Source organism: Brevibacterium permense, assembly GCF_025506275.1.
GTDB lineage: Bacteria > Actinomycetota > Actinomycetes > Actinomycetales > Brevibacteriaceae > Brevibacterium > Brevibacterium permense_A.
Genome location: NZ_QYCP01000016.1, coordinates 1 through 402, shown reverse-complemented (window position 1 = coordinate 402; position 402 = coordinate 1). Strand labels below are relative to the sequence as shown.

The 402-nt window shown below is 63.4% G+C and carries 1 protein-coding gene; it reads right to left on the bottom strand.

Annotated features, from left to right (window positions below):
- Window positions 1-366 (bottom strand): oligoribonuclease (gene orn / locus D3I60_RS01350; protein ID WP_262774309.1); only part of this gene is annotated, 366 nt, incomplete at its 3' end.
- Between the last annotated feature and the right edge of the window lie 36 nt (window positions 367-402).

The window sequence follows — 402 nt, the reverse complement described above, 5'->3', positions numbered from 1 at the left end:
CAGCCTGGGCATGTGCCTATAGAGGAAGCGGCGGTCCTGGCAGATGCTGTTGCCGCAGATCGGCGAGCTGCGCTTGGGCACCCACTGCTCGAGGAAAGCCAGGGTCTGCGCCTCGGCCTCGGCCATGCTCACGGTACTTTCCCGAACCCTCTGGGTCAGGCCGGACTGGCCGTGCTGGCGGGTATTCCACTCGTCCATGCCGGCGAGGATTTCCTCTGGCTGGTGGATGGCGATCACCGGTCCTTCGGCCAGGGTGTTGAGGTCACTGTCGGTGACGATGGTGGCCATCTCGATGATGACGTCCCGGTCCGGATCGAGGCCGGTCATCTCCAGGTCGATCCAGATAAGGTTCTGCGGGTTCTGCATGGGGAGTCGCTCCAGTCGCTATGCCGTGCATTCTAG